The 490-nt window shown below is 63.3% G+C and carries 1 protein-coding gene; it reads left to right on the top strand.

Translation table 11 applies throughout. From position 1 onward, the window contains the following. On the top strand, nucleotides 1-490 hold a 490-nt coding region (locus tag VR45_RS17675; protein ID WP_045940741.1), incomplete at both ends, for an ABC transporter substrate-binding protein.

Here is a 490-nt window from a genome sequence, read left to right as displayed (position 1 = left end):
GTCTGATCCCGCAGAACACCGCGGAGTCCGAGGGTGCCGAGGTCCTGAACGCGCTGTTCGCCGGCCTGGTCGAGTACGACAACAAGACCAACGAGCCGAAGCTGCGCGTCGCCGAGTCGATCGAGTCCCCCGACAGCAAGATCTGGACGATCAAGCTGAAGGACGGCTACACCTTCCACAACGGCGAGAAGGTCACCGCCCAGTCCTTCGTGGACGCCTGGAACTGGGGTGCCAACCAGGACAACGCGGCCGAGGGCCTGCCGTTCTTCGCCAAGATCGACGGCTCCGAGGACCTGGCTCCGGGCAAGGACAAGAAGCCGACCACCGACAAGCTCAAGGGCCTGACGGTTGTCGACGACAAGACCTTCACCGTCGCGCTGAGCGCCCCGTTCTCCCAGTTCAAGACCATGCTGGGCTACAACGCGTTCTACCCGCTGCCGAAGGCCTTCTTCCAGGACAAGAAGACCTTCGAAGAGGCCCCCATCGGCAA

Source organism: Streptomyces sp. NRRL S-495, assembly GCF_000966955.1.
Taxonomy (GTDB): Bacteria; Actinomycetota; Actinomycetes; order Streptomycetales; family Streptomycetaceae; genus Kitasatospora; species Kitasatospora purpeofusca.
The sequence above is the reverse complement of the archived record's forward strand: the minus strand, read 5'-3'. Positions and strand labels throughout refer to the sequence as shown.